Source organism: Amycolatopsis sp. NPDC021455 (assembly GCF_040640995.1).
GTDB lineage: Bacteria > Actinomycetota > Actinomycetes > Mycobacteriales > Pseudonocardiaceae > Amycolatopsis.
In genome coordinates, this window is record NZ_JBFACT010000008.1 from 11,319 (window position 1) to 36,670 (window position 25,352).

Genomic DNA, 25,352 nt, shown 5'->3' on the forward strand with positions numbered 1-25,352 from the left:
CTGCTAGGCGTGACGCCGCGAAGGTAACACCGGGACAGCCGCCGCGTACTGCGGGACGAGGCGCGCGCCGAGCGTCGCCTTCATCTCCGTCATCTTCTTGCCGAACACCACCGACGTCCGCCCGTTCGCGATCGCCCAGCGCACCGCCTCGCCGTAGAAGTGGAAGTACAGGTTGGGCCGGCCGCCGTCCTCCGGCCCCAGCGCTCCCCAGTGCCGCGCGATCGGCAGCACCGGGTGGTCGAGCAGGGTCGCGACGGCGAGCAGCCGGCCGGTGCGCGTGTCGCGGTACTCGATCACCCAGACGTCCGGCTGCCGCAGCAACGCCGTCAGGTAGCCGACGAAGTGGGGCAGCGGCACGATCGGCACGTCGTGGTGCTTGCGCTCGTTGCAGCGCAGGACCTCCGCGACGGCGACCGGGTCGGCCTCCTTCCCGGACGCCCACCGCACCTCGACCGACGGGTCGGCGTCGAACGTGCGGAAGATCTTGCGCAGGTTCTGCTTCCGCTTCCGGGCCAGCGAGTTCATCCAGTCGTCGCGGGAGCCGAACCCCGCGACGTCGAGCACCGCGACGTCCTCGGTCCGGCGCACCAGCCGGAACCGGCCGCGGACGGCCGCCAGCCCCGGCTCGCCGACCTGCCGCACCAGCATCCCGCCGAATCCCCGCCCGAGCTCCGCCCGCATGGCCGGGACGTACGTCTCCAGCAGGCGCGTCACCCCGCCGTCGTCGCCCGCGTCCGCGAACCACCAGCCCGGCTGCGAACTGGCGCCCGGCCCGCGGACGTCGAGGCCACCGAACCGGCCCCGGCCCGCTCCCGCGAACCGGTACCGCCGCGTGCGGCCGGTCACCCAGGCGGCACTGACCACCCCGCGTGGTTCGGCGCCCTCCCGCAGCACGGTGACCGGCTGCGGCGTCCTCGCGGCCCAGGCCTGGGTGACGAGCACCTCCCAGCTCCAGTCGGCCCGCAGCCCGGCCCGCTCGCGCAATGCCGTCCAGTACGCCGGTTCCGCGGCGTGCCGCGGGTCGAGCACGTCGATCACCACCGCGTCACCGGCCTCGGCACGATCACGCCGACCATCGGGCTCGGCGCGAACCCCAGCGACATCTTGAGGTCGGTGACCCCACGGCCCAGCGACAGGAACTTCCGCTGGTTTTCGATCATGTGCCGCACCCCGCGCACCACGACGTCGAAGTAGAGGTGCTTCGGCCGCCCGTCGGCCGGCGGCAGCGCGGCCCAGTGCTGTTGCAGCGGCATCACCGGGTGGTCGAGCCGGTCGGTGAAGCCGAGCAGGCGGCCCTGGTCGTCGTGGTAAGTCGTGGTGACGACGTCGGGACGCCGGACGAGCGCGCCGAGGTACTCGGCGGTGACGGGCCCGCGCTGGTCGAACTTCACCGGTCCCTTGGCTTCGCGGTGGGCCCGCAGCATCTCGGCCAGCTCCTCCGGGTCGAGGTCGTCTCGGGCGGTTCCCTCGCGGACGACCACCGCCGGGTCGGCGGCGATCTTGCGGATCTGGCCGCGCAGGCTCGAGCGCCGGTTCTTGCTCAACGACGCGAGCCAGCCGTCGAGGTCGGTGAAGGTGTTCTCGAGGACCAGGTTGGGCTGGATCTCGCGGACGAGCCTGCCTCGCCCGGCCACCAGCCCGGTGGTGTCCGGCGTGACCGCGCGGTACACCACACCGAGGCAGCCCGGGCCGGTGCGCCGGCAGGCCGCGCGCTCGAACCGGCGCAGGATCTCACGGCGCGCGCCGGCGTCGAGCTCTTCGGCGAACAGCCACGCCGGGTAGCACGACAACCAGGCGTGCTGGACCTCCAGCCAGCGCGGTCCCCACCGGGCGGGACCTCCGACCGGACCGGGGTCCGAGCCGCGGGGGCGGCACACCATGGCGAGCACCGCGGCGACGAGCTCTTCGCCGTCGGCGACCACGGTGAGCAGGTACGGGCTGCGGGAACTCCGGGATTCCGTGCTCAGCAGGCCGTAGTCCCACGTCAGCGGGGCCTGCTGGGTTTCGAGGAAAGCGGCCCAGCCGGCGGGCGCGGGATCGGTGCGCGGGTCGAGCACCCGGACGGTCCAGGTCATCGGCCCAGCACCGGCCGCGGCACGGCCACCGAGAACAGGCTGCGCGTGCCGAAGCCCAGCGCGGCCTTCTCCGGCAGCATCGCCCGGCCGGCGGTCAGCTCCGGGCGTCCTTCGGCGATCATGTGCGCCACACACCGCGCGTAGCAGTCGACATAGAGACCTTTCCGGCCGCCGTCCGCGCTCGGCAGCGCCGCCCAGTGGTGGACCGCGCACCCGCGCTCCTGGTCGAGCATCGTGTTGAAGCCGAGCAGCCGTCCGGCGCCGTCGCGGTAGGTCCGCGTCAGCACGTCCGGCCGCCGGACGAGCGCGTCGAGGTAGGCGGCCGCGACCGGGCTGCGGGTGTCCATGTGCAGCCCGGCGACCCGCGACCGCTGCCCGTCCGCCCACGCGCGTTCGTCCTGCCGCGCGCGGTGGGCGTTGAGCAGCGCGGCCAGCTCGTGCGGGTCGAGGTCGGTGCGGCCGAACGCCGCTTCGGTGGCGACGCCGGCGTGGAGGTACCGCCGGACCTCCGGGGCGAGCGAGGCCGCCCATTCGTCCACAGTGGAATAACGGTTGACCAGCACGGCCACCGGGTCGATCTCGCGCGTCACCCGGCCGCGGCCCTCGAGCGCCGGGACCAGCCCGGCGTCCATCGCCCGGTAGATCACGCCGAGCAGGCCGGGCCCGACGTACGCCCGCAGCGCTCGCTCGAACTCCCGGATCGCCGCCCGCCGCTCGGCGAACTCCTCGTCGAACACGCACGCCGGGTAGCCGCTCAGCAGCGGGAGGTAGACCTCCGCCCAGCGCGGCCGCAGACGTCCGCGACCGAGCGGCCCGAAGTCCGTCGCCCGCCAGCTCCGGCAGAGCATCACCGAAAGCGCGCCGACGACCAGCGAGCCCCGTCGGACGACGGCGAGCACCGGCGGGTTCTTCGCCAGCCACGCTTCCCGGCGCAGCAGCTCGTAGTCCCACACCGGCGGCAGGCACCGGGCGCGGAACGCGGCCCAGCCCTCCGGTGGCGGGTCGACGCGGGGGTCGTGGACGTCCACTTGCGACACGGTGGTCGCGGCCGGTGCGCTCATCGGCCCAGCACCGGCCGCGGCACCGCGGCCGTGTAGATGGTGCGGGTCCGGAAGCCCAGCTGCTCCTTGAGCTCGACCATGCCGCGCCCGGCGGACAGCTCCTTCGCCCCGCGCTGGGTGAGCAACCGCACCGCGTTGACGTAGGAGTCGAAGTACAGGCCCTGTGGACCGCGCTCGGGCAACGGCAACGCCGCCCAGTGCTGCATGGTCGGGCTGTCCGGGTGGTCGAGCAGCGTGTTCACCGCGAGCAGCTTGCCGTCCGCGGTGGCGTAGGTGAGGGTGTGCACGTCCGGGCGGCGGAGAAACCGGTGCAGGAAGCCGGCCGACGGCAGCGTGCGCGTGTCCAGCTTCAGCGCTCCGTAGCGCGCGCGGTGCTCCCGGATGAGCCCGGCGACGACGGCGCTGTCGACGTCGTCGCGGCCCGGGCCGCTCCGCACCACCAGGTCCGGGTTCTCCTCGATCCGGCGGCGCCGCCGCCGCAGCGCGGACCGCCGGGCGCTCGGGAGGGAGGCGAACCAGTCCTCTTCGGACTCGAACCGGTTCTCCAGCACGGTCGTCGGGTCGACGCGCTTGACCACGCGGCCGCGGCCGCCGATCCCGGCGGCCAGGTCTTCGCCGATCGCGCGGTAGACCACGCCGAGCAGACCCGGCCGGAGGTGCCGGGCCAGCCGCCGTTCGAACTCCCGCACCAGCGGGAGCCGGTCGGTGAAGCCGGGGGCGAACACGATCCCGGGGAACCCGCTCAGCCACGGCTGGTACACCTCGGCCCAGACCGGCCCGAGCGGCCGCCGTCCCGGCACGGGCCCGAACCGCGGCGACAGGCGGGGACGGCAGAGCATGACGGACAGGCCGGCGACGAGCTCGTCGCCCTCGGTCGCGACGACCAGCAGCTGCGGGTTGCGGGCACCCCAGGCTTCGAGGCCCATCAGCTCGTAGTCCCACACGGGGTGTAGCCGCGCGGCGCGGGAGAACGTGGCCCAGCCGTCGGGGGCCGGATCGACGCGGGGATCGTGGAACGCGAACCTCATGTGAGGACGACCGGGGTGCCGTGCCTCGGGCAGGACGCGACTTCGCCGCGGACGCCGCCGGCCGGGATGACGTCCACGAACCGCGGGGAATCCTGGCGCAGCAAGGTGAACGCGAGCCCGCCGGACGTCCGCCGCGCGTAGACGTGCGGCCAGTCGAGGTGCCACCGGCCGCAGGCGCCCAGCGCGCCGAGGTAGCCGAGCGCGGGGTCGTGCAGCACGCCGTACGGCCCGGCGTCCAAAGAGTCCAGTTCGCGGTGCGGCACGGCTTCGACGCGGTGCGCGAGGTCGTCGGGCACCGCGGCGGTGAACGCGGTGAGCGCCTTGTCGTCGCCGACCGCGAGCACGCGGTGGCCTCGCCGCAGGACCGCCGTCACCTCGCCGAGCACCGCCGCGGACGGCGAGTCCGGGTCGGTGACACAACCGCGCACGCCCTTCGGCAGGTCGGTCGGCGGCCGCAGGCCGTCCGGGCCGAGCAGGACGACGAGACTGTCGCGGCCGGGCAGCCGGGCCATGCGCAGCACCCGGCCGAGCCCGCGGCCGGGCTCGGTCCGCTGCGTGCCACCCGCCAGCGGGACCAGGTCGACGACCTGGTGCAAGGCCTCGGCGAGCGAGGCCGCGCCGCCGTCCGTTCCGGTGCGACCGGGCACCAGAACGGGATCTTCACGGCCGTCGAGCGCCCAGCGCTCGCGGTAGAACGGCACCGTGGCGAACGCCGACCGCACCGCCCGCAAATAAGCGGCGCGCCAGAGCACCGCCACCCCCGGATTCCCCATGGCGCGCAGTCTGTGTCACCCGGCGCGGCTTGGGAAGCGCTCCCGAGGCAGAACACGCCGAATGCCCTAACATCGCGACTTCTTCCTTGGGCTGAAAGGACGAATTCCGGTGTTTGCGGTCCCCAAACGGAAGGTTTTCTGCTTATAACTCGCTGGTCGCACAGCTTTATCGGATCCAGCTGGGGGATTCATGAGGAGTAATGCCACGGTCGGTGACCGTGCGGACACAAGACCGGATCCACGGCCTTGGTCCACCAGATGACAAGTACTTTCCCCGGACCAGACCAAGGTGGACTCAGCGTAGTCATTCCGTGCTTCAACGAAGTCGAGAACGTCGAACCGTCCTATCGGGAAATCACCAACGAACTAGGCCACTACTCGCTTGAACTGTTTTACGTCGACGACGGGAGCAGCGACGGAACGCTCGACAAGATCCTCGCCCTCGCCGCGGCCGACCCGCGCGTGCGGTATGTGTCCTTTTCGCGCAACTTCGGTTTCGAGGCGGCCTTCTCGGCCGGCTACCGGTACGCGACGAAGCCGTGGATCCTGCACGTCGACGCCGACCAGCAGTTCCCCGCCGCGGAGGCGGAGAAGCTGATCGCGGCCGCCGCACAGGGCCACGACGCGGTCTTCGGCGTCCGCACCAACCGCCAGGACCCGCGGCTGCGGCGGTGGGGCACCGCCGCGTTCCACTTCCTCGGCCGCCGCGTGCTGCGCATCGAGATCCCGCAGGGCGCCACGGCGTTCCGGCTGGTCCGCGCCGAACTGGCCCGCAAGATCGTCGACCTGAAGCTCGGCACGCCGTACTTCCTGGCCACGGTCCCGCGGCTGACCAGCCGGTACACCTGTGTCCCGGTGGCGCACCGGGCCCGCGAGCGCGGCGAGTCCAAAGTGGGCATGGGCTTCCTGACCTCGCACGCCATCGAGCTGTTCGTCGGCTTCACCCGCAGGCTGACGACGGCGGCGTCCGCGACGGCCCTGTTCGCCGCGGGCATCGGCGTCCTGGCGGCCGGCACGGCGGCGTTCGGCCTGCTCGGCGCGAGCGCCTCGGCCGCGGTGCTGTTCGCGCTGCTCTCCGTGCTGCTGCTGGTCCTCTCGCTGACCGTGCGCTACCTCGTCGTGGTCGGCGCCGGGCAGCCGCGGCCGCGCCAGTTCTACATCCGGGAAGCGAACGTCGTCGTCGACGCCGAAGACCGGCTCTTCACGGCCGAGGACCAGGGGGGTCCACGGCTCATCGATGTCCAACTGGGGAAAGGCGTTTCAGCGTGACGAGTTCCGAAGAGGACCCGACGAGAACCCTGGTGATCCTGGGGGGCGCGGACGGTTCGGTCAGCACCTACGAGCGGGCGAGGGAGCTGGGTTTCCGCACGATCTGCGTCGACGTCCGGCCCGGCGCGCCCGCGGTGGCTTGCGCGGATGAGTTCCTCCAGGTCAGCGTGCGCGCGCCGGAGCAGATCGCGGCGGCGCTCGACGGACGCCGCGACCTGGCCGGCGTGCTGTGCCCGGCCAGCGACGTCGGGCTGCCGACGCTGGCCTGGCTGACCCGGCACTGGGGCATGCCGGATCCGCTGCCGGAGTACGCGGTGAAGGCGTCGACGGACAAGTCCGTGTTCCGCGCGCTGTGCGACCACCTCGGACTGCCGAGCTACCGCAGTGTCGGCGGCCGTCCGGGACCGGAACTGGTGACCGCCGCCCAGCAGCTGCGCTTCCCCGCGCTGGTCAAGCCGGTCGACTCGTCCGGCAGCCGCGGGGTCGTCTCGTGTTCCGGCCCGGGCCGGCTGACCGCGGCGTTCACCGAGTCCCTCGCGTTCTCGCCGTCGGGCCGGCTGGTGGTGGAGGAACACCTCGACGGCGCGCACTTCACCATCGAGGCGCTGGTCGTCGACGGCCGGATCGTCTTCCACGCCGTCACCGACCGCACGCTGACGCCGCCGCCGTTCTTCGTGACGTCGTCGCACCTGCTGCCCGGCGCGCTGCCCGCGGACGTCGAGCTGCAGCTCATCGAGGCGCTCGACCTGATCTGCACCGAGCTCGGCTACCGCACCGGCCCGCTCACCCTGGACGCCGTCCTCGGCCGGGACGGGCGGCTCTACCTCATCGAGATGGGCGCGCGGATGGGCGGCAACGGCCTGGCGGAGGCCATCGAGCACTGCTACGGCGCCGACCTGATCGCCGCCGGGATCGCGGCCGCCACCGGCGGCGAGGTGCGGCTGGACCTGCACGAGCCGAAGCCGACCCTGGTGCACATCCTCGCCTCCGACCGCGGCGGCCATCTGTCCCGTGTGGACGGTGTCGACGACGTGCGCGCGATGCCCGGCCTGGTCGGGCTGCACCTGTTCGCCGAGGCGGGCTCCTTCGTGCGGCCCTACGAGCAGGCCGGCTACAAGCTGGGTTACGTCGTGCTCACCGCCGATTCGGTGCCCGAGCTGCTCGCCGCGGAGAACGCCGTGCGCGGCACGCTGAAGTTCCTGCTGCACGAACAGGACATGGCGGTACCGCTGCCGTGACCGTGCCGTCCACCGCACCGCCGGTCGCGGCCTCGCCGCGGCCGGCGGTCGTGCTGCGGCTGCTCGCCGGCCGCGGCGCGTTCCGGTTGGCGGTCCAGCTGATGGGGCTGGTCCTGATCACGGCGTGGGGTGCCCACGACTACGGGCGGTTCGCGAACGCGCTCGGCCTGATGGGCTGGCTGAACTTCGTGCCGTCCGCCGTGGAGAAGTCCGCGCTGAAGTGCCTGCCGCGGCTGCGGCTGACCCGGGACGCCGTCGCGGCGCTCGCGGTCCGGCTCGCCGCCGCGCCGGTGCTCGCGGTGCTGGCCGCGATGGTCGTCGCGCTGGTGACGGCCCCGCGGTCGGACGCGGCGCTCTACCTGACGGCGGCGGCCTGGTCGATCTGCGGTGGGCTGCTGATGACCGTGTCCGGACTGCACCGGTTGCGCGAAAAGTCCACTTTGGACGCACTGGCGTTCACCGCCGGCGCGGTCGTGGTCGGCGTCGTCACCTGCGTGACGTGGGCGGTGCGCTGGTCTCCCGAGACGCACCTGGCGCTGCTGCTCGGCGGGATCCTCGTGCTCGTCGGTGCTTCGGTGGCCCTGCTGCCGAGGCCGTGGCTGCGCGGCGGCGGGGTCACCGGGCACCGGCTGCTGCCCGCGTTCGGGCGCAGCACGGTCCTGCTCGGCCTGACCGAGCTGCTCGACGTGATCTCGACGTCAGTGGTGTTCGCCGTGCTCGCGCTGTCGGGCCGGACCACCGACAGCGGCCCGTTCTACCTGGCGCTGCTGTTCTCCAGCGCGTTCTGCTCGCTGCTGTTCTACCAGCTCAGGCTGCACCAGCCGGCGGCGTCGCGGCGGATGCGGGGCACCGGCGCGGCCGCCGGGCGCGCGCGGGCGACGGACCTGCTGCGGTTCGTCGAACGGGCCGGGATCGTGTTCGTCGTAGCGCTGGGCATCGGTCTCGCCGTGCCCGCCACCCGGACGCTGCTCACCGCCGAAGACGCCTATGTCGCCCTCGGCGTGCTCGTGCTCGTCGAAACGGCGTTGTACGCGATCGGCCTGTACGCGGGCTTCCTCATCGAAAACACCAACAGCAAGGTGCTGACGCTGACGTCGGGCACCGCCGTCGTGTCACTGGCCGCCACCGTCGTGGCCGCGGTGCTGCTCGTCCCCCCGCTGGGTCCGGTGGGCGGCTTCGCCGCGCTCGTCTTCGCCCTCGCGGTCAAGGCGGCGGCCCTGCGACGCCTGCTCCGCCGCCACTGAAGTTTGAGTCACTGGGAGAAAGTCATGTACGTACTGGGCATCAGCCGGGTCCACGACTCGGCGGCGGCACTCGTGCGCGACGGCGAGATCGTCGCGTTCGCCGAGGAGGAACGCTTCACGCGCGTGAAGCACGACGGCGGCTTCCCCGCCGAAGCCATCAAGTTCTGCCTGGAGCGCGGCGGGATCACCCTGGCCGACGTCGACCACGTCGCCTACTACTGGCAGCGCTGGAAGGAAGGGATCCACGCGGCCAAGGTGTTCGCGCGATACTTCCCGGGCACGCTGGACGTCTTCCGCAACGCGAACGGCGACGAGGGCGGTAAGTCGGCAGGGTTGGTCGATACCTTCAAGACCGGCGGCGGCACGGGCAGCGACGACTACCACGTCGGCGGCGCGGTGCTCGCGCACCTCAAGCGGTCCTACACGCTGGAGAAGGACGTCAAGGAAGCCGCCGGGTGGACGGGCCCGACGAAGTTCAAGACGCACCTGGTCGACCACCACCGCGCGCACGCGGCCAGCGGGTACTTCATCTCGCCGTGGGACGAGTCGGCCGTGCTCACCTTCGACGGCATCGGCAGCGACGGCACGGCGACCTACCTCGCGCACGGCCGCGGCGACAAGATCGTCGACCTGCGGCGGATCAAGTTCCCGCACTCGCTCGGCGCGATGTACGCCGGGGTCACCGGCTACCTCGGCTTCTACCCGACCCGCGACGAGGGCAAGATCATGGGCCTCGCGCCGTTCGGCGAGGACACCTACGTCGACGCGTTCAAGCAGCTGATCCACCTCGACGACGACGGCGGCTTCGAGCTGGACCTGAGCTGGTTCGGCCACCACCGCACCGGCAAGCACGTGATGTCGAAGAAGTTCACCGACACCTTCGGCCCGGCGCGGCCGAAGACCCGCGTCACGGCCGAGAACCCGGTGCCGCAGCACTACCGCGACATCGCGTACGCGCTGCAGGTGACGCTCGAAGAGGCGGGCCTGCACCTGGCGCGGTGGCTGCAGCGCGAGACCGGCTCGAAGCGGCTCTGCGTCGCCGGCGGTGTCGCGCTGAACAGCGTGATGAACGGCCGGATCCTGCTGGAGACGCCGTTCGAGGACTTCTTCGCCCAGCCCGCGGCCGCCGACGACGGCTGCGCGCTCGGGGCCGCGCTCGAGGTGTCGGTCGGCAAGTACCGCCGGCCGCGGCCGCGGGACGGCTACACCTACACCGGCCCGGACTACACCGAAGCCGAGATGGAACAGGCGCTGCAGGACGCCGGCGTCGAGTACACGCGCGTCGACGACATCGCCGCGCACACGGCCGCGAAGGTGGCCGACGGGCGGATCGTCGGCTGGGTGCAGGGCCGGATGGAGTGCGGCCCGCGGGCGCTGGGGAACCGGTCGCTGGTCGCCGACCCGCGCGACCCGGAGTCGAAGACGCGGATGAACGAGAAGGTCAAGCACCGCGAGGCGTTCCGGCCGTTCGCGCCGTCGTGCCTGGTGGAGCGGGCGGGCGAGTACTTCGTAAGCGACTACCCGTCGCCGGTGATGCTGCTCGTGTTCGACGTGCTGCCGCACAAGCGCGACGAGGTCCCGGCGATCACCCACGTCGACGGCACCGCGCGCGTGCAGACGGTCAGCGAGGAGGACAATCCGCTGTACTGGCGGATGATCAGCGAGTTCGAGAAGCTGACCGGCGTGCCGATGGTCGTCAACACGTCGTTCAACGACAACAACGAGCCGATCGTGGCGAGCCCTGCCGATGCGATCGCCTGCTACCTGAAGACCGACGTCGACGCGCTGGCCCTCGGCCCGTTCTGGGCGGAGAAGCCGCGGCTGGAGGAAGAGTGACGGTCCTGGACTCGCCGACCTGGGTCGGCGCGCTGTACCGGCGGCGGCAGTGGCTGTGGCTGGTGGCCGCCGTCCCCGCCGTGGTCACCACGCTGCTGATCATGGTGGTGCTGCCGCCGGACCAGACGCTGGACAACGTCGGCGAATGGGCGTTCAAGCTGTGCCCGTTCGTGTTCTCGGTGCTCACGGTGGCGCTGTTCCCGCGCGGCCGGTTCGGGCCCGCGTTGATCGTGTTCGCCGTGTTCGTCTACATGTCCTATTTGGACACGGAACTGGTGCTGCGGATCCAGGAGTTCGGCCGGTCTCCCGACCAGGATTTCCAGCCGGTGTACCAGTTCGAGCTGTTCGTCACGACGTTCATCGTGCTGTTCGGGCTGCTGGCCTACCGCCTCGGCGGCGGCCGCACGGCGAACGTGCTCAAGATCGGCGTGGCGTCGATCCTGGTGGTGATCTCGGGTGTCAACGACCTGACGTTCTGGGCGCTCAACGACGTCTGGGCGGCGGGCTCGAAACCGGTGGAACTGAAGTGGGCGTCACACATGATCGTGTTCCTCGGCGGGCCGCCGAGCGTGCCGGCCGCGGTGGTGTTCATGACCGTGCACCTGGTGCTGGCCGCGGTCGTCGTCGCGCTGCCGGTCGGCCGGTGGGTCTCGGTCAGAGTCCCCGCTTCGCCGCCTGCAGCTTCGTGACGGCGGAGGCGTCGCCTTTGAACTCGAGCCGGACGGCGTCGCGGCCGAAGACGAACAGCAGCAGGTCCACCGGCTCGCCGACGATGGTGACCGGGTCGGGCCCGGTCTTGACCGCGGCTTCCTGACCGGTCGGAGTCCGGAGGGTGACGCCGACGGGCGCCTTGCGCAGGTTGAGCTTCGCGGCCTGCTTCGCCGAACGCCACGCGGCGGCGTCCCGGGTCGGGTCGGCGGGCCGCGGCTGCCAGTCCGGCTGCGCCCGCCGGACGTCTTCGTGGTGCACGAGGAACTCGGCGGTGTTGGTCAGCTCGTCGAGCGAGCCGATCGAGGTGGGCCAGAACCTCGACGGCCCGGTCCGGACCTGCTCGACCAGGCTCGCCCACGGCTTCGCGGCATAGCGGTCCTGGACCTTCTGGGTGTACCCGGCGAGCGCGGGCACCACGATGCCGGGCGCGGCGTCCGGCCGGTGCTCGCGCACGACGAGGTGAGCGGCGAGATCCCGCGTGGTCCAGCCCTCGCACAACGTCGGCGCGTCGGGCCCGAGGTCATCGAAAAGCGCACTCAGCGCCCGGCGTTCGTCAGCAGCGACACCCATGCCGACGACGTTACCCGCTGGTAGCCCCCGCTGGCGACGAGAAGAGACCCCGGGCACGCCGAGCTTTCACGTGAAAGCTCGGGCTCAGTGGTGGAACGCCGTGGCCTTCGACGTGTCCTTCGGGTGGCCGCCCTCCTTCTCGAGGTCCGGGAGGAGGCGTTTCAGGTCGGCCAGCAGGAGGTCCGCGAGGTCGTGGGTGAAGCCGTTGCGGACCACGATCCGCAGGACCGCCAGGTCAGTCCGGTTCTCCGGGAACGTGTACGCCGGCACCAGCCAGCCCCGCTCCCGCAACCGGCGCGACACGTCGAAGACGTCGAAACCCGCGTCCGCACGGGTCGTGAACGCGAACACCGGCAGCTGGTCGCCGCGGGTCAACAGCTCGAACGGCCCGAGCGCGGCGATCCCGGACGACAGGTGCGTAGCGACGTCCCGTGAAGCCTGTTGCACGGCCTCGAAGCCCGAGCGGCCGAGGCGCACGAACGTGTAGTACTGGGCCGCGACCTCGGCGCCCGGGCGGGAGAAGTTCAACGCGAACGTCGGCATGTCGCCGCCGAGGTAGTTGACGTCGAACACCAGCTCGGACGGCAGCGCCGCCTTGTCACGCCAGATCACCCAGCCGACGCCCGGGTACACGAGCCCGTACTTGTGGCCCGAGGTGTTGATCGACGCCACCCGCGGCAGCCGGAAGTCCCAGACCAGGTCCGGGTCGAGGAACGGCGCGATCATCGCGCCCGAAGCGCCGTCGACGTGCACCGGGATGTCCCAGCCGGTCCGCCCCTGCAGCTCGTCCAGCGCCGCCGCGATCTCCGCGACCGGCTCGTAGCTGCCGTCGAACGTCGAGCCGAGGATCGCGACCACGCCGATGGTGTTCTCGTCGCAGCGCGCCACCGCTTCCGAAGCCGTGAGGTGGTAGCGGTCGCCCTCCATCGGCACCAGCCGCGGCTCGACCTCCCAGTACTCGCAGAACTTCTCCCAGCACACCTGGACGTTCGCGCCCATCACCAGGTTCGGCTTGCCACCGCGGCCCAACCGCGCCCAACGCCGTTTCAGCGCCATCCCAGCGAGCATGCAGGCCTCCGACGAGCCGGTCGTCGAGCAGCCCATGATGTCCGTGGGATCGGGCGCGTTCCACAGGTCGGCGAGGATGTTCACGCAGCGCCGCTCGAGCTCGGCCGTCTGCGGGTACTCGTCCTTGTCGATCATGTTCTTGTCGACGCACTCCGCCATCAGCTCCCGCGCCTGCGGCTCCATCCACGTGGTGACGAAGGTGGCGAGGTTGAGCCGCGCGTTGCCGTCGAGCATCAGCTCGTCGCGCACGAGCTGCAGCGCGGTGTCCGGCGGCAGCGAGTCTTCGCGCAGCTTGTCGTGCGGCATGACGAACCCCGCCGCCAGCGCCGGGTTCGCCCCGGCGTACAGCGGGTTCGTCCCGGCCGTGCGGTCCGGGCGGGCGGCTTTCCCCTGATGCAAGACCATGTCACCGAACCTACTGCGAGTCGTCTCACCCGCCACGCGCGAAACGGGCCCTTCCGTGCCGGAAGGGCCCGTTCGTGGCGAAATGTCAGGCCTGCTGGGCCTGCCACATCCAGTGCGCCTCTTCCAGCGCCCGGGTGATCTCGATCAGCAGGTCCTGCGTCACCAGGTCGCTCTTGTCGGTCTCGTCGATGCGCTGGCGGAGCCGCTCGATGAGCGCCGCGAGGATGTCGACGATCGCGGCGACCGTGGACTCGACCGACTGCCAGTTGTCCGGGTACTCGGGCACGCCCGAGCTCTCGACGACGGTCTTCGCCTTGCCGTTCGGCGAGACGCCGATGGCGTTCGCCCGTTCCGCGACCTCGTCGACGTACTGGCGCGCGGTGTTGACCAGCTCGTCGAGCTGCAGGTGCGCGCTGCGGAAGTTCGAGCCGACGACGTTCCAGTGCGCCTGCTTGGCGATGAGGGAGAGGTCGACCAGGTCGACCAGCGTCGCCTGCAGGGCGTTGCCGGTGATCTCCTTGTCGGCCTCGGACAGCGGGCTCTTGATCGGAGACTTGCTCATCTGGACATCCCTTCCTCGGACTGGTTCGGACCGGACGCGGCGGGTCAGACGGCGGCGGAGAGCGCGACCTCGATGTTCCCGCGGGTCGCGTTCGAGTACGGGCACACCTGGTGGGCCTGCTCGACGAGCTGGTCGGCCTGGGCCTGGTCGAGACCCGGCAGCGACACCTTCAGCGCGACGCCGAGGCCGAACCCGACCTCCTGCTTGAGCACGCTGACCTCCGCGGTCACCGTCGAGCCGTTCAGCGGCACCTTGGCCTGGCGGGCCACCAGCTGCAGGGCGCTGTGGAAGCAGGCCGAGTAACCGGCGGCGAAGAGCTGCTCGGGGTTGGTCTTGTCGCCACCCGGGCCGCCCATCTCCTTCGGGATGGCCAGCGACTCGTCGATGACGCCGTCGGAGGACGTCACTTCGCCGTTGCGGCCGTCGCCGCGTGCCGTCGCCACCGCGGTGTAAAGCGCCTGACCCATGCTCAGCCTGCCTTCGGTTCCGGACGCCCCACAGCGGACGTCTCACTGGGCACAACATCCCGTAGTACCGGAACGGTGCCCCCACATGGCAGGCATCACGTCGTTTTATTTACCCGGCGCCCCCCGGGCAAAACCTCATGCGGTACGCGTCACCGCGAATTCCGCGACCTGCCGCCCGATCAGGCGAAGGGTGCGGACGCTCTTCTCGTCCGACGCGCCGCCGGCCTCGTCGAACTTGGTCTCGGCCGAGTTGATGGAACCGCCGAGCGGGGTGGCCCAGCCGCGTAGCGCGTGCGTGATCGTGCGCAGCTGTTCGAGCGTGGTGACCGCGGCCTGCCAGCCGTACGCGACGGCGGCGAGGCCGACCGCGCGGCCGTCGAGGTAGGGACGGGTGTCCTGGCGGAGGTCTTCGACGTAGTCGAGGGCGTTCTTGACCAGGCCGGACAGCGCGCCGTGGTAGCCGGGCGAGACGACGATGAGCCCGTCCGCCTGCCGGATGGCCTCGACGAGCCGCGTCGCGCGCTCGTCGCGCTCGGGCACGCCGGCGTCGTAGAACGGCAGCACCAGCTCCGGGCCGGGGATCAGCCGGGTCCGGACGCCGATTTCGGCCGCGCCGTCGAGCGCGATCTGCAACGCGCGTTCGGACTGCGAGCCCTCGCGCAGAGAGCCGCCGATCCCGAGCACGTTCACCGTCCTGGCTGAAGTCACGTTTTCCAGGCTAACCCCTCTACTTAACTGGAGGACCAGACTCTGGGACCGAGGTCCCGGTCACAGCTGGACCTGTTACCTACTGGCAAGTAACGTCCTGGGCGGCCCCGACGCTCCAGGAGGAACCATGGCGATCCCGCTCCCGACCCGTGTCCAGGCGGCCGCGTCCCAGCTCGCGTTCTGGCTGCCCACGCCGGTGCGGCGCGCGGTCGCGGGCCGCCCGGTCCGCATCGACGGCCAGGACCTCGCGCTCGACGCCCAGCTGCTGCTCCGGCTCCAGAAGATCGCCCGCGCCGAGCTCGTGCGCGGCTCGGTCGAGAAGTCGCGCGCGCTGCTCGACCAGGGCAGGCACCTGGTCAGCGGCAAGCCGATCGAACCGGTGTCGGTACGGGAAATCGCCGTGCCGACTCCGGATGGCGACCTGCCTGCGACGCTGTACACGCCGGTCGGGCTACCCGAGAAGTCGCCGCTGCTGGTGTTCTTCCACGGCGGCGGCTGGGTGATCGGCACCCGCGCGAGCCACGACAACGCCGTCCGGTTCCTGGCCAAGCACGCCGGGGTGCGGGTGCTGTCGATCGAGTACCGGCTGGCCCCGGAGTTCCCGTTCCCGGCGGCGACGGAAGACGCGCTGGCGGCGTTCGAATACGCGGTGGCCAAGGCGGGCGACCTCGGGGCCGACCCGGCCCGGATCGCCGTCGGCGGGGACAGCGCGGGCGGCAACCTCGCCGCCGTCACCGCCCAGCAGGCCGTGCGGCGCGGCGGCCCGGCCCCGGCGTTCCAGCTGCTGATCTACCCGGCGACGGACTTCGCGCGGCGCTACCGCTCGCAGGACCTGTTCGCCGAGGACCTGTTCCTGACCGACGTGCACATGAAGTGGTTCGAAGGCCACTACGTGCCCGAAGGCACCGACCTGACCGACCCGCGGCTGTCACCGCTGCACGCGGACGACCTGAGCGGCCTGCCGCCGGCCCTGGTCGTCACGGCCGGGTTCGACCCGTTGCGCGACGAGGGCGAGGCGTACGCCCAGAAGCTGCGCGAAGCGGGCGTCGACGTCGCTCTCCGCCGCCACGACGACCTGATCCACGGGTTCATCAACTTCACCGGCGTCGGCACCCGCTTCCGCGAGGCCCTGGCCGAGATGGCCGGCGCGCTCCGGCAGGGTCTGTCCAAACGGGACTGACGCCGCCGCCGGATGTCCTGAACGACTCGTTCAGGTCGTCGGATGTCCTGAACGAGTCGTTCAGGACATCACAACCCCCGGAACGGGACGAACCCGGAGCCCGGCGCGGAGAAATGTCCGCGGCCGGGCTCCGGGCCCCCCTGTTTTCGGTGGCTACGACCCTGGCACCGGCAGCGGTGGCAGCGGCAGCGGCGGCACCGGCAGCGAGCCGAGCAGACCGCTCAGGATGCCGGTGAGGGCACCCAGCAGGGCCTTCAGGAGGTCGCTGACGATCTTCAGCGGACCGGGCAGGTCCGGGATCGGCGGCAGCGGCAACGGCGGCAGCTGGCGCGGCTTCGCCGTCGGGTTGGCCAGCAGCCGGGCGGACTCGTCGGCCCGGCCCTTGGCCAGGCCGGCCAGCTGCTCGGTGTCGGTCTGGACCGTGTAGCGCTTCCCGGCCGCGATGTCCGCGAGCACCGGGCTCAGCTGCCCCAGGTCCGCACGGGTGGCGCCGACGTTGCTCGCGTAGGCCACCTTGGTCAGGTCGTCACGCATCTGGAGCACTTGGGCGGCGAGGGCCTGGGTGCTGGAGGAACCCTTGCCCCCCTCGGGGCTGGCCGACGCGATCCCCGCCGTCGCGACCGCGAGCAGACTGCCTGCGGCCACCATGGCGATGGATCGACCGATCTTGCCTTTCATTCCTAACCTCCTGCCTCGGGAGACCTGACGGGATAAATCGATACCCCCCGTGTCGGAGATAAGCCACCCGATCACCGGTTAGAGACGTTTTCTAACCCTTACGTGCCGGATGCGAATGAAGGGAACTGAACCGCAATTGATTAACGGCGAAACCTTGCCCGTCCCCCTGAAGATCATCATGACCGATTCCGAGGATCACTACTGGTAGCCTGGGTCCACTATGGAGCAGCGCGGTCACTCACGCGAGTGTAAACGGTGATCATTTAGCTTCATCACTCCGTCGGACCGCGTGTCACGACTGCTCCAGATGGGGCGTCCCCCACGCTCGCATCGCCACCCACACGGTTCTCCCCGAGGTGGAGGCGGAAATGCGAAATCAATTCCCGTCTCCGGTCAGAGCGGCAGCCCCGCGTCCAGGTGAGCCAGCGCCTGGTCGAGGATCACCAGGGTGTCGGCCTCGGGATCCGCCGCGGCACCGGCGAACGCGGCCATGACGACGCCGACCACCGCCCCCGCCCAGTTGCGGACCTCGAAGTCGTCCACGGCCCGCCCGGTGCGCCGCGCGGCCATCCCGGCCAGCAGGTCGATCCCCTCGGCGAACTTGTCCATCACGGCGGTGCGCAGCTCCGGCTCCCGGAACACCAGCACCTGCCGCTCGCGTTCCCGCTCCCAGTCTTCGGGCGGGATCTGCGTGCGGATGGCGTCCGCGGTCGCCCGCAGCGCGGCGGTCGGGCCGAGCTCGGCCGGCTGGGCCAGCGCGGCTTCGATGAGCACCGGGTCGAACGGGTCGTAGAGGACGGTCGCCTCCTTCGTCGGGAAGTACCGGAAGAAGGTGCTGGGCGAGATCTCCGCCGCGGCCGCGATCTGCTCCACCGTCGTCGCGCTGTAGCCCTGCTCGTGGAACAGCCGCAACGCGTGCCGCTGGATCGCGGCACGCGTCCTGGCCTTCTTCCGTTCGCGCAGTCCCTGCGGCTCAGATGGCGACGACGTCATGCTCCGATTCTCGCGGCTGCACTCCCGCGGCTTCCCGCCCGGGCAGGAACAGCAGCGCCAGCACGGCGGCGGCCACGCCGAGACCGGCGCACACCCACAGCGTCGCGGCCATACCGTCGGTGAACGCGACTCGCGCGGACTCCGCCAGTGCGGGCAGGTGCAGCTTCTCCGCGACGGCGACCGCACCGGACGCGCTGCCGCGCACCGCGTCGGCCACCGGCCCGGGCAGACCGCCGACGGCGACGCCGTCGCGGTAGACGCCGTTCAGCACGGTCCCCAGCACCGCGACGCCGATGGTGCCGCCGACCTGGCGCAGCACCTGGATCAGCGCCGAACCCGCCCCCGACCGGCCCTCGGTGAGCGCGCCCATCGCCATGGTCATCAGCGGCGGCAGCGTGCAGCCGGTGCCGAGGCCGATGACGGTCTCCCAGCCGGCGGTGGCGCCGTAGCCGTCCGACGGCGAGGTCGTCGAACCCCAGGCCAGCCCGGCCGCGAGCAGCACGAACCCGCCGGTGACGACCACGCGGACGCCGAGCACCGCGACCAGCCGCTCGGCGATCTTCGCCGCCACCAGCATCCCGCCGATCAGCGGCAGCAGCCGCACGCCGGTCTGCAGCGCGTCGGCGCCCTGGACCGCCTGGAACAGCTGCGGGAGCACGAACAACAGGCCCATCAGCGCGAAGGACGCCATCGTGGCCAGCACCGCGCCCCAGACGAACCGTGGTTCGCGGAACAACGCCAGGTCGGTGAGCGGCGCGGCCACCCGCGTCTGGGTCCAGCAGAACACCGCCACGAGCGCGGCGCCCAGCGCGATCAGGCCGTACGTCACCGGGTCGGCCCAGCCGTGCTCGCCGGCGTGGACGAAACCGTAGGTCAGCGCGACCAGCCCGGCCGCCGAGAGCGCGATGCCGGCGAAGTCGATCCCGCCCTGGCCGGAGCCCCGGGTGAGCGGCACGAGGAACAGCACCGCGACCACGCCGACCACGGTCAGCGGGACGTTGACCAGGAACACCGAGCCCCACGCGAAGTGGTCCAGCAGCCAGCCGCCGAGCAGCGGACCGAGCGGGATGCCGAGGAACATCGCCATCACCCACGTCGTCAGCGCCTTCGCCCGCTCCTCCGGCGGGAACAGGATGTTCAGCAGCGAGAGCGACAGCGGGATGAGGAACGCGGCGCCGGCACCGAGCACGACGCGGGCGGCGATGAGCTGCCCCGGTGAACCGGCGTAGGCGCACCCCAGCGAAGCCAGCCCGAACACCAGGAGGGCGCCGAGCAGCAGTTTCTTCGGGCCGAACCGGTCGCCGAGCAGGCCGGCCGGCAGCAGCAGGGCGGCCAGCGCCAGCGTGTAGGCGTTGCCGAACCACTGCAGCTGCGTGGTCGTGGCGCCGAGGTCGACGGCCAGCGTCGGCACGGCGACGTTGAGCACGGTCAGGTCGAGGCCGACGGTCAGCAAGCTCACCGCGAGCGCGCCGAGTGCCCACCACCTGCGGGGATGTGGTTGAGTCATAGCGACCCCCAATTGATAGTGACTACCAAATGAGAGTAGCTCTCAAAATCTCCGGACGCCAGGGGTTGAGCACGTAAACGAGTTGCACGCGCGTACCACCTTGGGTTCTCATCGAAGGCGTGTCGATGCAGCCGTACCGCCGGGTCCTCTCCGTCCCCCGCGTCCCGTCGACGATGGCTCTGATGTTCCTGGCGCGGCTGCCGATGACCATGAACGGCGTGCTGATGACGCTGTACATCGTCACCGGGCTCGGCCGCGGCTACGGCGCCGCCGGGCTGGTCGGCGCCGGTGTCACGCTCGGGATGGCGGCCGGCGCGCCGCTGCTCGGCCGTTGCCTGGACCGGTACGGGCTGCGCCCGGTGGTCGCGGTCTGCGGTATCGGGACGACGGTGTTCTGGGCCGCCGCACCGCACCTGCCGTACCCGGCGCTCGCCGCGGTCGCGGTTCCGGCGGGGATGCTTTCGGTGCCGGCGGGCTCGCTGGCCCGGCAGGTCCTGGCGGCGCTGGTACCGCTGTCGGAGCGCCGGGCGGCGTATTCGCTCGACACCATCTCGATCGAGGCGACGTTCATGATCGGCCCGGCGGCGGGCATCGCGGCGATCACGGCGTTCTCCCCGACCTGGACGCTCACCGCGCTCGGCGTGCTGTTCGGCGGCACGGCGTTCCTCATCTGGCTGGTCGACCCGCCGCTCCGCGAGGAGGTGGCCGAGCCGGAGCCGGCCGGCGCCCGGCCACGGCTGCGCAGCTGGCTCACCGGACGGCTGGTGGCCACGCTGCTGATCGCCGCCGGCGCGTTGTTCGTGCTGGTCGGCACCGAGCTGGCGACGCTGGCGGCCCTGCGCGCGAACGGCGACCTCGAGGTGACGGGGCTGGTCATCGCGGTGATGTGCGCGGCCTCGATCCTCGGCGGCATCGTGCACGGCGCGGTGCGGCGGTCGCTGCCCCAGGGCGTGCTGATGTTGCTGCTGGCGTTGCTGGTGGTGCCGGTCGGGCTGGCCGACCACCCGTGGTGGCTGCTGATGCTGGTGCTGATCCCGACGAACCTGGTCTGCGCCCCGACCCTGGCGGCGACGACGGAGACGGTCAGCCGGATAGCGCCGCCGCAGGTCCGCGGCGAGGCGATGGGGTTGCAGGACGCCTCGACCCGGCTGGGCCTGGCCCTGGGCGGCCCGGTGGTCGGCTTCGCGATAGACCACTCGAGCCCGGCGTGGGGTTTCGCGGCGGCGGGACTGGGCGGCCTGGTCCTGGCGGCGGCCGGCCTGCTGCGCCGCCGCTCACCGGCCCCCGCCCCGGAACCGGCCCTGGCCGACAGCCGCAGCTAGCGGGCTCGCGTCCCGGGCCGGCTCATGCGCCCCAATGTGGCGTTCGGTGCGTCTGACGCACCGAACGCCACATTGGGTGCGTCCAACGCAACCAACGCCACATTGGGGCGCTTGGGGATCAGGTCGCTAGCCGCAGGCCGCGCGCAAAGCGTCGAGCTTCTTGACGTTGCGCTGCACCCACTTGGCCACGACGCCCGCGTCCTCGATGCGTTCCTTCTGCACCTCGACGTACGAATCGGCCATGCCGAGCAGCGCGTTCTTGACGTCCTGGTCCTGGACGTTCCCCGCCAGCTCGCGCAGCCGCCGCTCCTTGTCCTCGGCTCGCGCCTTGAACTTCGCCGGGTCGACCAGCGGGTTCAGGTCGGCCAGGCCGAGCGCCTCCGCGCACGTGCCGACCTTGTCCGCCGTCTTGCTCCCCTGGTCGACCGCGCTGCCGACCTGGTCACAGCCGCTCAGCAGCAGAGCCGCCGCGGCCAGCAGCGCGGCCGTCGTTCCACCCCTCGTCATCCGGCCAAGGTACCGCTCAGCCCTTGACGCAGACCACCTGCTTGAGGTGCGCCACCACCTCGACCAGGTCCGTCTGCGCGCGAATCACCGAATCGATGTCCTTGTACGCCGCCGGGATCTCGTCGACCACGCCGGAGTCCTTGCGGCACTCGACGCCCGCCGTCTGCGCCGCGAGGTCGTCGGCGGTGAACAGCTTCTTCGCCCTGGTCCGCGACATCCGGCGGCCCGCGCCGTGCGAAGCCGACTGGAACGACGAGTCGTTGCCCAGGCCGCGGACGATGTACGAACCCGTCCCCATGCTGCCGGGGATGATCCCGAGGTCACCCGAGCCCGCCCGGATCGCACCCTTCCGGGTGACGAGCAGCTCGACGCCGTCGTAGGTCTCCTCGGCGACGTAGTTGTGGTGGCAGGAGATCGCGTCGTCGTAGGTGACCTGCGGAAGCTCGTCCCGGACCGCCTGCTTCACCAGCGCGACCATCGTGGCGCGGTTGCGCGCCGCGTAGTCCTGCGCCCAGAACAGGTCGCGCCGGTACGCCGCCATCTCCGGCGTGCCCGCGACGAACACCGCGAGGTCCCGGTCGGGCAGGTCGGCGTTGTGCGGCAGCTTGCGCGCGACGGCCATGTGCCGCTCGGCCAGCTCCTTGCCGATGTTGCGCGAACCCGAGTGCAGCATGATCCAGACCCGGCCCTCGTCGGCACCGCCCTGCTCGAGGCAGATCTCGATGAAGTGGTTGCCGCCGCCGAGGCTGCCGATCTGCCGCGCGGCGCGGTCGTGCAGCTCCTGGACGCCGGGGTGCAGCTCGCCGAAGCCCTGCCAGAACGCGTCCCAGCCGCCGACGCCGTGCACCTTGGCCGGGTTCACCGGCGTCTTGTGCAGCCCGAACCCGACCGGCACGGCCGACTCGACGCGCCGGCGCAGCTTGCCGAGGTCGTCCGGCAGATCGCTCGCGGTGAGCGACGTCCGGACGGCGCTCATCCCGCAGCCGATGTCGACCCCGACGGCGGCCGGCGAAACGGCGTCGCGCATGGCGATGACGCTGCCGACGGTCGCGCCCTTGCCGTAGTGCACGTCGGGCATCACGGCGACGCCGTGCACCCACGGCAGGTTCGCGACGTTGTGCAGCTGCCGCATGGCCTGGTCCTCGACCGACGCGGGGTCCGCCCACATCCGGATCGGCACGCGGGCGCCGTCGACAGCGGTGTACATGGTTTCCTCCCCTTGAAGTGCTTGCGGGGCCCAGGATCCCCCGTGGGATCGGATCGGACAAGGCGATTTCCGATCGTCCACTGTGGAGGACATCGGGCTTCGGGGTGGTGGGCTCTCAGCGATGGTCCGATGTCCTGAACGACTCGTTCAAGACGCCCGACGACAGGAACGAGTCGTTCAGGACATCGCGAACCCGTCCCCGGCGGACGGCTTTGCCGGAGCCGCGGCGTTGCCTTGGCTGGGACGCGATTTCTTCGTGAGCAAAAAGAAATCCGCCGGATCGATCCTTCGTGCACAATGAGCCGACCGTCCGGGGAGGGGCGGCTTGGGGAGGATCGATCCATCGTGAAGACTTCGTGGCGCGCGCTCGTCGCCGTCGCCCTGCTGGCCGGGTTCCCGGCTCTCGTGTTCCTGGTCGTCGGCGGCCTGGCCGTGGCCGAGTACTTCTTCTTCGTCCACCACTCCGGCATCCTGGCGATCAAGCTCGGCATCGTCGCGGTGCCGGTGTCGTACGCGCTGCTCAAGGCCCTGTTCGCGATCGAGCGGACGCGGGGGGACGCCGGGAGCGGCGTGCCGGTGACGCGGGCGGACGAGCCGGCGCTGTGGGCGCTCGTCGAGGAGCTGGCCGCCGCGGTCGGCACCCGGCCGCCGGACACGATCACGCTGGTCAGCGAGGTCAACGCCGGGGTGCGCGAGCGGACCGGGTGGCTCGGCCTGCGCGTGCGGCGGCGCGAGATGTTCATCGGCGCGCAGCTGCTCGCCGGGCTGCGGCACGACCAGCTGTGCGCCCTGCTCGGACACGAACTCGGCCACTACGGCAACAACGACACCCGGCTGGCCGGGCTGACCTACCGCGGCCGCCGGTCGATCGAGCGCGCACTGATCGGCCTCGGCGGCGACGGCTGGTTCGAAGGCCTGGTCCGCAAGCTGTTCGTGCTCTACGCGAAGCTGTACTTCGCGGTCTCCGCCGCGGTCTGCCGCCGCCAGGAGCTCGCCGCCGACGCCGCCGCGGCCCGCGTCGCCGGCACCTCGGCGATGACCAGCGCGCTGCGCGAGATCGAAGTCCTCGACGTCGCCTGGAACTTCTATTTCGACCGCTATGTCCCGATCGGCTGGGACGCCGGCTACCTGCCCGACCGGCTGGCCGGCGGCTTCCAGTCGCTGCTCGCCGACGAAGCACGCGCCGAGGAGTTCGGCCGCGTCCGGCAGCACCCGCCGGCGGAGGAGATTTCCCGCTACGACACGCACCCGCCGACGGCCGAGCGGATCGCGGCACTCGAGGCACTTCCGGAGATCCCGGGTCGCCCGGACGGCGGTCACCCGGCGAGCGAAATCCTCCGTGACGCGGCCACGACGCTGGAGACGGCGATGGCTTCCGACTTTTCGGACAAGGCGAAGGCCAAGCGGCGCATCGGCTGGGACCGGCTGGTGGACCTCGGCGTCCGGCACTCCGTCACGCGCACCGCGGCCCAGATCCTGGGGCCCGGTGGGACGCTGGCGCAGGCCCTCGACCGCATCGACGCCGGCCGCGCCGTCGAGCTGGCCGACCCGGAGCTCGATCCGCCGGCGTCGGCCGGTCCCCGCGCCCGGCGCGAGTTCGCCGCCCCCTCGGTCCGCGAGCGACTGTCCACTGTGGTCGAGGCGTACCTGGCGGAAGCCGAGGTGGCGCACTGGAAGGTGTCCTGGTCCGGCCCGCCCGAATTCGTCGTCGACGAGCCGTACGGCAGCGAGCTGGCCCCGGCCCTCGACGCCGCGTCGGCCGAACACGACACCGCGCCGCTGCGCCGCCTGCTGACCGCCGCCGGCGCGCTGCCCGTCCGTTCTTGAGGAGAAACTGTGCTGTCGTTGTTCAATTCCAAGCGGCGCAAGGCCGCCATCGCGCTGGTGAAGGCCGCGAGGGCCCGCGGGATGAGCGTCGAGGACTACGCGAAGACGCTCTCCCCGGAGGAGCTCGCGCAGTACGTCCCCCAGGACGACAAGCCGAAGGTCGAGATGCCGGACGTCGCGCTGTGGGGTCTCCCGCCGGACAAGGAGGTGACGGCGGCGAAGTTCGTCGCCGACGCCCGCGTCGCCGAAGCCGTCGCGGCCTACCGCGCCGGTGACTGGCAGCCGGCGGCCGCGCTGCTCACCGACCTCGGCACCGGCTGGGACCGCCGGGCCTTCGCCGTGCAGCAGCTCGGGGACGCCGCCGCGGACGACGACGGGCCGCTGAAGGCGTGGCAGGCGTCCGGCAGTGCGGACGCCGCCGCCGTCAACGCCCAGGGCCTGGTCGCGCTGGCCTGGCAGATCCGCTCGTCGTACACCCCCGAGCACGTCTCCGAAGAGCAGTGGGCGGGGTTCTTCCGGGTGCTCGAGGACGCCGAAGCCGCGACGCGCGCCGCGACCGAAGCCGCACCCGAGGACCCGACCCCGTGGTGCACCATGCTCACCGTCGCCCGGGGCCGCCAGTACGAGAACGACGACTTCCGCGCGGTCTGGGCCGAGCTGGTGGCCCGCGACCCGCTCCACCGGCCCGCCCACGAGCAGGCACTGCAGTACTGGTGCGCCAAGTGGTTCGGCTCGCACGAGCAGATGTTCGCGTTCGCCGACGAGGCCCTCGAGAAGGCGCCGAAGCTCGCCGGCCTGGCCCTCGTCGCCGCGCACGAAGCGGAGGACAAGGGCGTCGAGGCCTGGAAGAGCGACCGGACCAGGCGCGCCCTGGACGTCGTCCTGCCCTGGCTGGACGGCGAAGGCCGGGACCACCCGGCGAACCTCCGCGACCGCGCGTACGCGGCGAAGGCGCTGGTGGCGAACGACCGCTGCGACGAGGCCGTCGAGCAGTTCAGGGTGCTCGGCGTGCACGCGGACGCGTCCGTCTGGGCCTACCGCGGCCGCCCGGAACGCGAGTTCCTGAAGACGCGCTACCTGGCCTGCTACGGCGCGACCCGGCCGTGAAGCGCGCGA

The 25,352-nt window shown here is 71.6% G+C and carries 24 protein-coding genes; 9 read left to right on the top strand and 15 right to left on the bottom strand.

What is annotated here, in order from left to right; translation table 11 throughout:
• Window positions 1–3 precede the first annotated feature (3 nt).
• Genes AB0G28_RS13340 through AB0G28_RS13360 form a run of 5 tightly spaced genes read right to left on the bottom strand, consistent with a single transcriptional unit; the run spans window position 4 to window position 4,886 of the window.
• A complete protein-coding gene (locus AB0G28_RS13340; RefSeq protein ID WP_361087498.1) occupies window positions 4–1,041 on the bottom strand; it encodes a GNAT family N-acetyltransferase in 1,038 nt (345 codons plus the stop codon).
• Window positions 1,035–2,075, bottom strand: a complete 1,041-nt coding sequence (locus AB0G28_RS13345) for a GNAT family N-acetyltransferase (RefSeq protein ID WP_361087501.1) — start codon at window positions 2,073–2,075, stop codon at window positions 1,035–1,037. Before AB0G28_RS13345 ends, AB0G28_RS13340 begins: the two co-directional genes overlap by 7 nt.
• Window positions 2,072–3,136, bottom strand: coding sequence for a hypothetical protein (locus tag AB0G28_RS13350; RefSeq protein ID WP_361087503.1), 1,065 nt, complete (start codon window positions 3,134–3,136; stop codon window positions 2,072–2,074). Before AB0G28_RS13350 ends, AB0G28_RS13345 begins: the two co-directional genes overlap by 4 nt.
• Window positions 3,133–4,164: a GNAT family N-acetyltransferase gene (locus AB0G28_RS13355; RefSeq protein ID WP_361087506.1), complete on the bottom strand. Its 1,032-nt coding sequence runs from the start codon at window positions 4,162–4,164 to the stop codon at window positions 3,133–3,135. The genes AB0G28_RS13350 and AB0G28_RS13355 overlap by 4 nt, the downstream gene beginning before the upstream one ends.
• Window positions 4,161–4,886, bottom strand: coding sequence for a hypothetical protein (locus tag AB0G28_RS13360; protein ID WP_361088002.1), 726 nt, complete (start codon window positions 4,884–4,886; stop codon window positions 4,161–4,163). Before AB0G28_RS13360 ends, AB0G28_RS13355 begins: the two co-directional genes overlap by 4 nt.
• A gap of 309 nt (window positions 4,887–5,195) precedes the next feature.
• Between AB0G28_RS13360 and AB0G28_RS13365 the strand changes: the two genes are divergently transcribed.
• Genes AB0G28_RS13365 through AB0G28_RS13385 form a run of 5 tightly spaced genes read left to right on the top strand, consistent with a single transcriptional unit; the run spans window position 5,196 to window position 11,213 of the window.
• Entirely contained in the window at window positions 5,196–6,206 is a 1,011-nt protein-coding gene (locus AB0G28_RS13365) for a glycosyltransferase family 2 protein (protein ID WP_361087509.1), read from the top strand.
• The gene (locus AB0G28_RS13370) at window positions 6,203–7,444 is read left to right on the top strand and encodes an ATP-grasp domain-containing protein (RefSeq protein WP_361087512.1); all 1,242 of its coding nucleotides are present in this window, start codon (window positions 6,203–6,205) and stop codon (window positions 7,442–7,444) included. Before AB0G28_RS13365 ends, AB0G28_RS13370 begins: the two co-directional genes overlap by 4 nt.
• Window positions 7,441–8,688: a hypothetical protein gene (locus AB0G28_RS13375; RefSeq protein WP_361087514.1), complete on the top strand. Its 1,248-nt coding sequence runs from the start codon at window positions 7,441–7,443 to the stop codon at window positions 8,686–8,688. Before AB0G28_RS13370 ends, AB0G28_RS13375 begins: the two co-directional genes overlap by 4 nt.
• Before the next feature lie 24 nt (window positions 8,689–8,712).
• A complete protein-coding gene (locus AB0G28_RS13380; RefSeq protein WP_361087515.1) occupies window positions 8,713–10,524 on the top strand; it encodes a carbamoyltransferase C-terminal domain-containing protein in 1,812 nt (603 codons plus the stop codon).
• Window positions 10,521–11,213: a hypothetical protein gene (locus AB0G28_RS13385; RefSeq protein ID WP_361087518.1), complete on the top strand. Its 693-nt coding sequence runs from the start codon at window positions 10,521–10,523 to the stop codon at window positions 11,211–11,213. Before AB0G28_RS13380 ends, AB0G28_RS13385 begins: the two co-directional genes overlap by 4 nt.
• On the opposite strand, the gene AB0G28_RS13390 is transcribed toward AB0G28_RS13385, so the two are convergent.
• The 5 genes from AB0G28_RS13390 to AB0G28_RS13410 form a co-directional block, all read right to left on the bottom strand.
• The gene (locus AB0G28_RS13390) at window positions 11,179–11,805 is read right to left on the bottom strand and encodes a TIGR03085 family metal-binding protein (RefSeq protein WP_361087521.1); all 627 of its coding nucleotides are present in this window, start codon (window positions 11,803–11,805) and stop codon (window positions 11,179–11,181) included. The genes AB0G28_RS13385 and AB0G28_RS13390 overlap by 35 nt on opposite strands.
• A gap of 84 nt (window positions 11,806–11,889) precedes the next feature.
• Complete coding sequence (locus AB0G28_RS13395; protein WP_361087523.1) at window positions 11,890–13,278, bottom strand: glutamate decarboxylase; 1,389 nt, start codon at window positions 13,276–13,278, stop codon at window positions 11,890–11,892.
• A gap of 85 nt (window positions 13,279–13,363) precedes the next feature.
• Window positions 13,364–13,840 (bottom strand): DNA starvation/stationary phase protection protein, encoded by a 477-nt coding sequence (locus AB0G28_RS13400; RefSeq protein ID WP_361087527.1) that lies wholly within the window; start codon window positions 13,838–13,840, stop codon window positions 13,364–13,366.
• 44 nt (window positions 13,841–13,884) lie between these two features.
• Window positions 13,885–14,307, bottom strand: a complete 423-nt coding sequence (locus AB0G28_RS13405) for an organic hydroperoxide resistance protein (RefSeq protein ID WP_361087530.1) — start codon at window positions 14,305–14,307, stop codon at window positions 13,885–13,887.
• A 135-nt stretch (window positions 14,308–14,442) separates the two neighbouring features.
• The gene (locus tag AB0G28_RS13410; protein WP_361087533.1) at window positions 14,443–15,015 is read right to left on the bottom strand and encodes an NADPH-dependent FMN reductase; all 573 of its coding nucleotides are present in this window, start codon (window positions 15,013–15,015) and stop codon (window positions 14,443–14,445) included.
• Window positions 15,016–15,142: 127 nt separating this feature from the next.
• On the opposite strand from AB0G28_RS13410, the gene AB0G28_RS13415 reads away from it, so the two are divergent.
• The gene (locus AB0G28_RS13415; protein WP_361087535.1) at window positions 15,143–16,195 is read left to right on the top strand and encodes an alpha/beta hydrolase; all 1,053 of its coding nucleotides are present in this window, start codon (window positions 15,143–15,145) and stop codon (window positions 16,193–16,195) included.
• Between the two features lie 153 nt (window positions 16,196–16,348).
• Here the strand turns inward: AB0G28_RS13415 and AB0G28_RS13420 are convergent, their stop codons facing one another.
• The 3 genes from AB0G28_RS13420 to AB0G28_RS13430 all read right to left on the bottom strand — a co-directional run bounded on the left by AB0G28_RS13420 (window position 16,349) and on the right by AB0G28_RS13430 (window position 19,373).
• Complete coding sequence (locus AB0G28_RS13420; protein WP_361087538.1) at window positions 16,349–16,873, bottom strand: hypothetical protein; 525 nt, start codon at window positions 16,871–16,873, stop codon at window positions 16,349–16,351.
• A 393-nt stretch (window positions 16,874–17,266) separates the two neighbouring features.
• Window positions 17,267–17,866 (bottom strand): TetR family transcriptional regulator, encoded by a 600-nt coding sequence (locus AB0G28_RS13425; RefSeq protein ID WP_361087541.1) that lies wholly within the window; start codon window positions 17,864–17,866, stop codon window positions 17,267–17,269.
• Window positions 17,847–19,373, bottom strand: coding sequence for a DHA2 family efflux MFS transporter permease subunit (locus tag AB0G28_RS13430; RefSeq protein WP_361087544.1), 1,527 nt, complete (start codon window positions 19,371–19,373; stop codon window positions 17,847–17,849). Before AB0G28_RS13430 ends, AB0G28_RS13425 begins: the two co-directional genes overlap by 20 nt.
• Before the next feature lie 125 nt (window positions 19,374–19,498).
• Between AB0G28_RS13430 and AB0G28_RS13435 the strand changes: the two genes are divergently transcribed.
• Entirely contained in the window at window positions 19,499–20,695 is a 1,197-nt protein-coding gene (locus tag AB0G28_RS13435) for an MFS transporter (protein ID WP_361088005.1), read from the top strand.
• Between the two features lie 126 nt (window positions 20,696–20,821).
• On the opposite strand, the gene AB0G28_RS13440 is transcribed toward AB0G28_RS13435, so the two are convergent.
• Together AB0G28_RS13440 and AB0G28_RS13445 are read right to left on the bottom strand one after the other, a co-directional pair.
• Window positions 20,822–21,202, bottom strand: coding sequence for a hypothetical protein (locus AB0G28_RS13440; RefSeq protein ID WP_361087547.1), 381 nt, complete (start codon window positions 21,200–21,202; stop codon window positions 20,822–20,824).
• 16 nt (window positions 21,203–21,218) lie between these two features.
• A complete protein-coding gene (locus AB0G28_RS13445) occupies window positions 21,219–22,409 on the bottom strand; it encodes an RtcB family protein (protein WP_361087550.1) in 1,191 nt (396 codons plus the stop codon).
• Between the two features lie 345 nt (window positions 22,410–22,754).
• Between AB0G28_RS13445 and AB0G28_RS13450 the strand changes: the two genes are divergently transcribed.
• Together AB0G28_RS13450 and AB0G28_RS13455 are read left to right on the top strand one after the other, a co-directional pair.
• Window positions 22,755–24,236 (top strand): M48 family metallopeptidase, encoded by a 1,482-nt coding sequence (locus tag AB0G28_RS13450; protein WP_361087553.1) that lies wholly within the window; start codon window positions 22,755–22,757, stop codon window positions 24,234–24,236.
• 9 nt (window positions 24,237–24,245) lie between these two features.
• A complete protein-coding gene (locus tag AB0G28_RS13455; RefSeq protein ID WP_361087556.1) occupies window positions 24,246–25,343 on the top strand; it encodes a DUF4034 domain-containing protein in 1,098 nt (365 codons plus the stop codon).
• The last annotated feature ends 9 nt before the right edge of the window (window positions 25,344–25,352 follow it).

Bases quoted from the DNA above. Each gene is read 5' to 3' on its own strand.
- AB0G28_RS13345 (WP_361087501.1), bottom strand. From the start codon at position 2,075: ATGACCTGGACCGTCCGGGTGCTCGACCCGCGCACCGATCCCGCGCCC.
- AB0G28_RS13350 (WP_361087503.1), bottom strand. From the start codon at position 3,136: ATGAGCGCACCGGCCGCGACCACCGTGTCGCAAGTGGACGTCCACGAC.
- AB0G28_RS13355 (WP_361087506.1), bottom strand. From the start codon at position 4,164: ATGAGGTTCGCGTTCCACGATCCCCGCGTCGATCCGGCCCCCGACGGC.
- AB0G28_RS13365 (WP_361087509.1), top strand. From the start codon at position 5,196: ATGACAAGTACTTTCCCCGGACCAGACCAAGGTGGACTCAGCGTAGTC.
- AB0G28_RS13380 (WP_361087515.1), top strand. From the start codon at position 8,713: ATGTACGTACTGGGCATCAGCCGGGTCCACGACTCGGCGGCGGCACTC.
- AB0G28_RS13390 (WP_361087521.1), bottom strand. From the start codon at position 11,805: ATGGGTGTCGCTGCTGACGAACGCCGGGCGCTGAGTGCGCTTTTCGAT.
- AB0G28_RS13395 (WP_361087523.1), bottom strand. From the start codon at position 13,278: ATGGTCTTGCATCAGGGGAAAGCCGCCCGCCCGGACCGCACGGCCGGG.
- AB0G28_RS13400 (WP_361087527.1), bottom strand. From the start codon at position 13,840: ATGAGCAAGTCTCCGATCAAGAGCCCGCTGTCCGAGGCCGACAAGGAG.
- AB0G28_RS13405 (WP_361087530.1), bottom strand. From the start codon at position 14,307: ATGGGTCAGGCGCTTTACACCGCGGTGGCGACGGCACGCGGCGACGGC.
- AB0G28_RS13415 (WP_361087535.1), top strand. From the start codon at position 15,143: ATGGCGATCCCGCTCCCGACCCGTGTCCAGGCGGCCGCGTCCCAGCTC.
- AB0G28_RS13420 (WP_361087538.1), bottom strand. From the start codon at position 16,873: ATGAAAGGCAAGATCGGTCGATCCATCGCCATGGTGGCCGCAGGCAGT.
- AB0G28_RS13425 (WP_361087541.1), bottom strand. From the start codon at position 17,866: ATGACGTCGTCGCCATCTGAGCCGCAGGGACTGCGCGAACGGAAGAAG.
- AB0G28_RS13430 (WP_361087544.1), bottom strand. From the start codon at position 19,373: ATGACTCAACCACATCCCCGCAGGTGGTGGGCACTCGGCGCGCTCGCG.
- AB0G28_RS13435 (WP_361088005.1), top strand. From the start codon at position 19,499: ATGCAGCCGTACCGCCGGGTCCTCTCCGTCCCCCGCGTCCCGTCGACG.
- AB0G28_RS13440 (WP_361087547.1), bottom strand. From the start codon at position 21,202: ATGACGAGGGGTGGAACGACGGCCGCGCTGCTGGCCGCGGCGGCTCTG.
- AB0G28_RS13445 (WP_361087550.1), bottom strand. From the start codon at position 22,409: ATGTACACCGCTGTCGACGGCGCCCGCGTGCCGATCCGGATGTGGGCG.